We start from the raw sequence: 610 nt of genomic DNA on the forward strand, positions 1-610 counted from the left end.
CAACGTCTCGCGCATAACGAAAGTGGCGAGCTAAAATGCGCAAGTTTTTCGGTTAAACTTATACTTTTATAAAAATACACAAAACTCTCGTTTTAGCTCTAAATTCGCCATTTTTGTTATGCGCTGTTGGCACCAGTTTAATTTAATTTGAATTCCCACTTAAATTCGTTCATTATGAATTCTTCAAGAGCAGTAAATTTAGTCGCTTCTTCATTTTTATTTGGAAAGTCAGTATTAAAAGTGAACTGGTGATATTTCCCATCTTTTTTTTGCTCTATAACATAGAAAGAAAAAGGCTGGTGTAAAGCAGGAGAAAATTTTTCTTGTGATTCATATTGAAATAAGTTTAAAGAATCTACTGTTTGTAAAAACTTAGCAATACCACTCAAAGGTTTTTGTTCTTCCTGAGTCAGAAATTTTCTTTTCCCATTTTTTGTTAGACCGATTTCAATCAGTTCAGAGTGTTCACTAAAATTTTTGCCTTTAGATACCGTAATTATTCTATCTATTGATGTTCCATTATTTATCCATATCCGAACTATATTATCCGCATCACTATTTTGAATAGGAAAAAGCCTTTCTCCCGAATAACCATAATTTCTAAATGGCA

The 610-nt window shown here is 31.8% G+C and carries 1 protein-coding gene; it reads right to left on the reverse strand.

What is annotated here, in order from left to right; genetic code table 11:
- Window positions 1-137 precede the first annotated feature (137 nt).
- On the reverse strand, window positions 138-610 hold a 473-nt coding region (locus ACFSQ0_RS07250), incomplete at its 5' end, for a hypothetical protein (RefSeq protein ID WP_379046293.1).

It is taken from the genome of Mesonia sediminis (assembly GCF_042684705.1).
Taxonomy (GTDB): Bacteria; Bacteroidota; Bacteroidia; order Flavobacteriales; family Flavobacteriaceae; genus Mesonia; species Mesonia sediminis.